This window comes from Nonomuraea sp. NPDC049784, from assembly GCF_040659615.1.
In the GTDB taxonomy this organism is placed as follows: domain Bacteria; phylum Actinomycetota; class Actinomycetes; order Streptosporangiales; family Streptosporangiaceae; genus Nonomuraea.
The window spans coordinates 1-5776 of sequence record NZ_JBFAMX010000638.1 but is presented as its reverse complement, the minus strand read 5'-3'; the positions used below and the strand labels follow the sequence as shown (position 1 = coordinate 5776).

Genomic DNA, 5776 nt, shown 5'->3' with positions numbered 1-5776 from the left:
TCACCGCCGACACCCTTACGCTGCCCTCGCGCTCACCGGGCCCGACCGGCTCGCCGGGCCGGGCAGGCGGAACTGGGCGAAGTCGTCCGTGGCGTAGGGCACTACGGAGTCCAGCAGGTGGTCCGCCATGCTCTCCCAATGAGCGCGGGTCCAGCCGGTATAAGGGGACAGCCGGGGGTCGGTGGGCGGAATCATCAGAGTGAAGGCGGTTCTTCCAGGTTGGGGCGTACTGAGTCGCGGACGATGATGTGCGTGCCGAGCATGACGTGCTGGGCGATGCCCGGCGTCTCGCTCTCCAGGGCCAGCCGTACGGCGGTGCGGCCCAGCTCCTCGTGCGGCACATGCACGGTGGTGAGGTCGATGTCGGCCGCCGGGGGAAGATCGTCGAAGCCGACCAGCGAGACGTCGCCGGGAACGCGCAACCCGCGTTCGCGCAGAGCCGCGCGCGCACCCGCGGCGATCAGGTCGTTGCCGGCGAAGACGGCGGTGAAGTCCCGCGGCCCGGCGTCGAGCCGCTCACGCATCATGCGGTAGCCGTCGCGCCGATCCATGACCACGCTGTCGACCTCCAGCCCGGGGTCGTGCGGGACGCGGTGCGCGGCCAGTGCCGCGCGGTAGCCGGCGATCCGGCTCTCGGGCGTGGTGTAACCGGTCCGCCGCCCGAGGAACAGGATGCGCTTGTGGCCTGCCGAGAGCAGGTGGCTGGTGATCGCGTAGGCGCCGCCTGTGTTGTCGTACTCGACCACGATGGCCGGCACGTCATCGCCCAGCGGCGGCCGGCCGCACAGCACGAGCCGCGAGCCGGCCACGGCCAGCGCCCGAGCATAGTCCGCCATGCGCTCGCGGTAGGCGTCGTCGGCCGGCATGTTGCCGACGAGGATGACGGCCTCGGCGTGCTCCTCGCGCAGCAACCGGACCGTGGCGAGCTCCCGCTCGGGATCGCCGCCGGTGGTGCCGACGATGCACAACCTGCCTTCGCGCGCGGCCTGGTCCTGCACCCCCTGCGCGACATGGGCGTAGTGCGGGGAGACGACGGAGGTGACCACGATGGCCACGCTCTTGGGGCGCACGCCCGCCAGCCCGCGCGCATGGGCGTTGGCCACGTAGTCGAGCTCGCGCACCGCGCGCACGACCTTGCCGCGTGTGGCGGGAGCGCTGGGGTAGCTGCCGGACAGGATGCGGGAGACGGTGGCGACCGAGACGCCGGCGTGTCTGGCCACGTCCCGGATCGTCGAGGGGCGAGGCCGTCCGTCTTCGGGCATGGCCCGGCGAGGCATCCGACCTCCCTCACCCTTTGGTAAGCCATGTAACCGCTTAAACGGGATGATTGCGCATGTGATCCGGCACGTCAAATTTCGTGGCGCTGTAGCGGAGGAGGGATCCTGGCCCAGCTATGTAAACGGTTAAACAACGAACCTCCGGCCAGAAGGTCCGACGGGCGGCACGGCCGTCACGGCAGGAGGGGTTGAGAGGATCACGCGGCCGAGTATCGGCCGCGCGGGCCTGCCCGGTCTTGAAGAAGTTTGCGGACCGGAAGATTGTGATGCCCGGGGTCAGCGGACCCGGACGACGAGCTTGCCGGTCGCGGCGTCGGACTCCATGTCGGTGTGTGCCTGCCGTACCTGCTCCAGACCGTCGTACACCTTGTGCACCCGTACGGTGAGCCGTCCGTCGGCGATCTCGTCCAGCATCCGCTGCAGGGTCTCGGCCGGCAGGTCGGAGGCCTCGCCGCCGTACGCGGAGAGCCGTACACCGTTGGGGATGTAGCCGATCGGGTAGAAGTCCTGGACAGTCCACTTGTTGGACAGCATGCCGGTGAAACAGACCGTGCCGTGCACTCGTACCGAGCGCAGGGTGTCGGGCAGGGTTGGCGTGCCGACCAGTTCGAGCGCCGCGTCCACTCCTCCGGGGACGATCTCGCGTACGGTCTCGGCGATCTCACCGGTGTCCACGATCGGGTGGTCCACGCCGGCAGCCGCCAGGTCCGACGTCCTTCCGGGACGGCGGGTGGTCGCCAGCACGGTGGCGCCGAGCTGCTTGGCGAGCGCGGCGGCGGCCATGCCCACCGACGACGTGCCGCCTCGGATCAGCAGCGATTGGCCTTTTCGCAGGTCGAGGCCAGTGGTGAGCGAGCCGTTTGCGGTCTGGATCATCTCCGGAAGGGCGCCGACCACCTCCCACGGCAGGTCGGTGGCGATCGGCAGCACCTGCGGTTCCGGGACGCAGGTGTACTCGGCGTAGCCGCCGTCGAAGACCCGGCCCATGCCGCCCATCATGGTCACCACCTGCTGTCCCGGCTTCAGGCCACTGCCGGGCGCGACGGCGTCGACCGCCCCTGCGGCCTCAATTCCGGGCACCCGCGGGAAGGTCACTCCTTCTGCCAGGCCCAGCCGGGTGTGCAGCTCGGAGCGGTTGAGACCGAACGCCTCCACCCGGATCCTCACCCAGCCCGGGCGGGGCTGCGGCATCGGCAGTTCGGTCAACCGCAGATTCTCCACCGGGCCGGGCCCACTCAGCACAACGGCCCGCATAGTCTCACTCATTGTCCTTCTCCTGATTGTTGAATCGGGGTGGCGGGCGCGGACGTGAAGAGCAGGCGCTCCATGTCGTCGTGGCCGGGGCCCGGGCCTGGCAGTCGCTGCCGGTCCGGCACCGGGCACAACCCCGTCGAGCGTCAGATAGCGCATGCGCGGATCATGGCCGTCTGGTGGCGGCCGGGCGTGTCAGGGCCGGGGGCGCCGAAGCCGTGCCGGGCTGCCTGGATGACCTGATCTCGGCTGGCGCGAGCGTCTGAACGCATGGCAACAGCGTAAATCCCTGATGCGCTGCGAGTTCGTTCAGTGGGTGACGCCGAGCCGGGCGCGTACCTCGGCGAGAAGGTCGGGCGGGAGCGGAGCGTAGCCGTACAGGGAGAGGTAGGACTGGCCGGCGTTGCCCGCGGCGTAGCTCAGGAAGGTCTTCACGGGCGGGTTGTGGTTGTTCGAGCAGGTGATCTCATAGGTGACCAGCACGATGGGGTAGGCGTCCTGGCTTTTGGTCAGGTAGTCGAACTGCACCACCAGATCATCGTTCTTGCTGACGATCCGGGCGTCCTTCAGGGCGTTGCTGGCGCTCTGGGGCGAGAGCGCGACGAACTGACCGGAGGCGTTGCGGACCTTGGCCGTGGACAGGCTGGCGTTGCTGGCGAACCCGTACTCGACGTACCCAATGGAATCCCTGGTGTGCTGGATGGCCTCGGTGATCCCCGCGGAGCCCGCCACGCCCCGCCCGGCTCCGGTCCACTTCCTGGACGGCTGGGACGGCCACCGGCCCGCCGTCCTGAGATAGGTGACGAAGTTGTGGGTCGTACCCGATTCGTCGGAGCGGTGGAAGACGCGGATGCTGGTGTGCGGCAGGCGTGTGCCTCGGTTGTCGGCGGCGATCTGCGGGGCGTCCCATCTGGTGATCTGCCCGCTGAAGATGCCGGCCAGGGTGGTGGGCGAAAGCTTCAGGTTCGGCATGGACGGCAGGTTGTAGGCCACCGCGATGGGGCCGATCACCATGGGAAGGTGCACGGCCTTACCGCCGCAGCGCCTGTCGGCCAGCGCCTGTTCGCAAGGTCGCATCGCGACGTCGGAGCCGGCGAACGCGGTGGTGCCCTGGATGAATTCGCGGATGCCCGCACCCGATCCGTTGGCCTGGTAGTCCACCCGCAGGTCGGGGTAGATCCGGTGGAAGTCGGCACGCCAGGCGTCCATCGCGCCCTTCTGCGCGCTCGAACCGGAGCCGGAGATCGACGCTGCGACCGGAGGGCTCTTGGGCTCATCGTCGCGAGTCAATATCGCGGTCCCGCTCAAGCCGGCGGCGCAGGCTGCCAAGGTGAGGGCGGCGAGTATGCTCGGCCCAGCGGCCCGTGTCAGCTTTGCCATCTCCTCGAGGCTATGAAGTGGCCATGACCAGCATGTTAATGACCCGTCAAGCTCTCTGCCGAAAATGGTCATTTAACCGTCAAGCTAGCATTTAGCCCCTTATAGCCGGGTCCGGCCACTTCAACGTCCAGGTTCCGTCGCGTTCAGCGCCTTGGACAGGTGCGGAGCATGTTGAGCAGGGCCTTCTTCTCCTTCCGCGTCACGAAGAGCCGGTGGTGATGCTTCACGGTGATCCACGAGGTCGCGTAGCGGCACCAGTAGGCGCGGCGCGGCGGTCGCCAGCTCTGCGGTCCCTGGCCGCCCTTGGCGACGTTGGCGGAGTGGCTGACCACGATCAACTCCGGGCGGACGAGGTCGTTGGCGAAGGCCCGCCGGCGCGCCTGGCTCCATTTGCTGGCGCCGGAGCGCCAGGCGTACGAAAGCGGCACCACATGATCGACGTCTACCTGCTTCTCGCTCTTCAGCCGCTTACCGTCGTACGGGCTGTACCAAACGCCCTTCACCGGGTGACAGGCCGCGTTCCTGCGCACGCGTCGCCCGTCGCGAGCCAGGACCACCTCTCGTGAATCGCACCTGCCTCTGTGATGAGCCCATCGCGGCAGGAACTTCCGGTGGCTGTAACCACGGATGGATAACGGCCTGGCGACTCTCAACTGGGCCAGCATGCGGCGGGCCGGCGCCCCGGCATCGGCTTGTGGCCGCTTACGCGTCTCGGCCACCGCGTGCGGGACGGCGATGATCGGGATGACCAGAAGAGTGAGTACGGCGGCTTGGACCGCCCGCCTCAAAAAGATCATGGTTACACCCATACCCGGTAACTCCCCGGCGCGCGGCGATACTCGAGCGGTGGTGGGCACGCCTTCATGCCGTCAAGAGCCGAACCCGAAGATCAGCTCGTACTCGACCTGCTCGAACGGGTTGCCGTCACCGAAGTCGTGTGCGCGGACCGCCCCGGATTCCGTGAAGCCGCTCTTGGCGTAGAAACGGCGCGACTGCGACGTGTCACGCAGCGTCCACAGATGGACCCGCTTGAAGCCTTTCTCGCGGATCGTGTCCAGGGAGGCGGTCATCAGGGCTTTCGCGACGCCGCTCCCCCAGCCATCCGGGTGACCGTAGAAGCCGAACATCTCCGCCGATTCCGGCCGCGTCGGCGAGGGGCCGAAGTAGGAGAAGGCCAGCGGTCGCCCGTCCAACGCGGCCAGCATGATGGTGTCCTTCCCCTCGGCGAGCACGCCATGCCATTTGTGGCGCCGCCGGCTTACCGCTCCGTCGAAGAACTCCGCGGTGAAGAAGCCGGAGTAAGCGGCCTTCCAAGACTCCGCGTGGATCTCACCGACCACATCCCCATCGTCGGGAGAAGCTTGGAACATCTCGAAAACTCCGGCCATGAGATCACCATACTGGAGAGGTCATGGCAGGAGCTTGGCGGCCTTGACCTTGTGCAGGTGGATCAGCGCGACCACCACGATCGTCCAGGTGGTGTCGCCGATCAGGCGGGTAGGCCGGGTCTGCGCGAGCCAGGCCCGAGCCGCCGGGAACACGGTGCGGGTGTCGAGGATGAAGTCACGGTGCCGGACCTGGTCCAGGACGTACTCGTTGTAGTCCGAGCCCGCCGCTCTGTACGTGATCCACGCATTCATGGTGACGGCGGCGGGTTACGCCCTCAGCGTGCCGGCCCTACCCACGGTCCATTAGTTCCGGCCGAATCGTTGTCGACCACGATCAACCGCCAGAAGGCCGCACGGCCCGTGGGGGCGGCGGGAGGGCGAGGACCGCGCGGACGGCGGCCTTCAGACGTTCTCGGCTGTCAGCTCCGATCGAGGGCCGGCCGTCCGTGGTCGGCTCGGTCAACGCCCGGCGGAACACAG

Annotated in this window: 6 protein-coding genes; all 6 read right to left on the bottom strand. The window is 68.1% G+C overall.

Annotated features, from left to right (window positions below; genetic code table 11):
- Positions 1-194: 194 nt before the first annotated feature.
- The 6 genes from AB0J09_RS54325 to AB0J09_RS54300 all read right to left on the bottom strand — a co-directional run bounded on the left by AB0J09_RS54325 (position 195) and on the right by AB0J09_RS54300 (position 5548).
- Complete coding sequence (locus AB0J09_RS54325; RefSeq protein WP_360710097.1) at positions 195-1220, bottom strand: LacI family DNA-binding transcriptional regulator; 1026 nt, start codon at positions 1218-1220, stop codon at positions 195-197.
- 333 nt (positions 1221-1553) lie between these two features.
- A complete protein-coding gene (locus AB0J09_RS54320) occupies positions 1554-2543 on the bottom strand; it encodes a zinc-binding alcohol dehydrogenase family protein (protein ID WP_360710095.1) in 990 nt (329 codons plus the stop codon).
- A gap of 294 nt (positions 2544-2837) precedes the next feature.
- Positions 2838-3908, bottom strand: coding sequence for a phosphate ABC transporter substrate-binding protein PstS (gene pstS / locus AB0J09_RS54315; protein ID WP_360710093.1), 1071 nt, complete (start codon positions 3906-3908; stop codon positions 2838-2840).
- A gap of 143 nt (positions 3909-4051) precedes the next feature.
- Positions 4052-4705: an HNH endonuclease family protein gene (locus tag AB0J09_RS54310; RefSeq protein WP_360710090.1), complete on the bottom strand. Its 654-nt coding sequence runs from the start codon at positions 4703-4705 to the stop codon at positions 4052-4054.
- Positions 4706-4777: 72 nt separating this feature from the next.
- Positions 4778-5296, bottom strand: coding sequence for a GNAT family N-acetyltransferase (locus AB0J09_RS54305; RefSeq protein WP_360710088.1), 519 nt, complete (start codon positions 5294-5296; stop codon positions 4778-4780).
- Between the two features lie 21 nt (positions 5297-5317).
- Positions 5318-5548, bottom strand: coding sequence for a hypothetical protein (locus AB0J09_RS54300; RefSeq protein ID WP_360710087.1), 231 nt, complete (start codon positions 5546-5548; stop codon positions 5318-5320).
- Positions 5549-5776 lie beyond the last annotated feature (228 nt).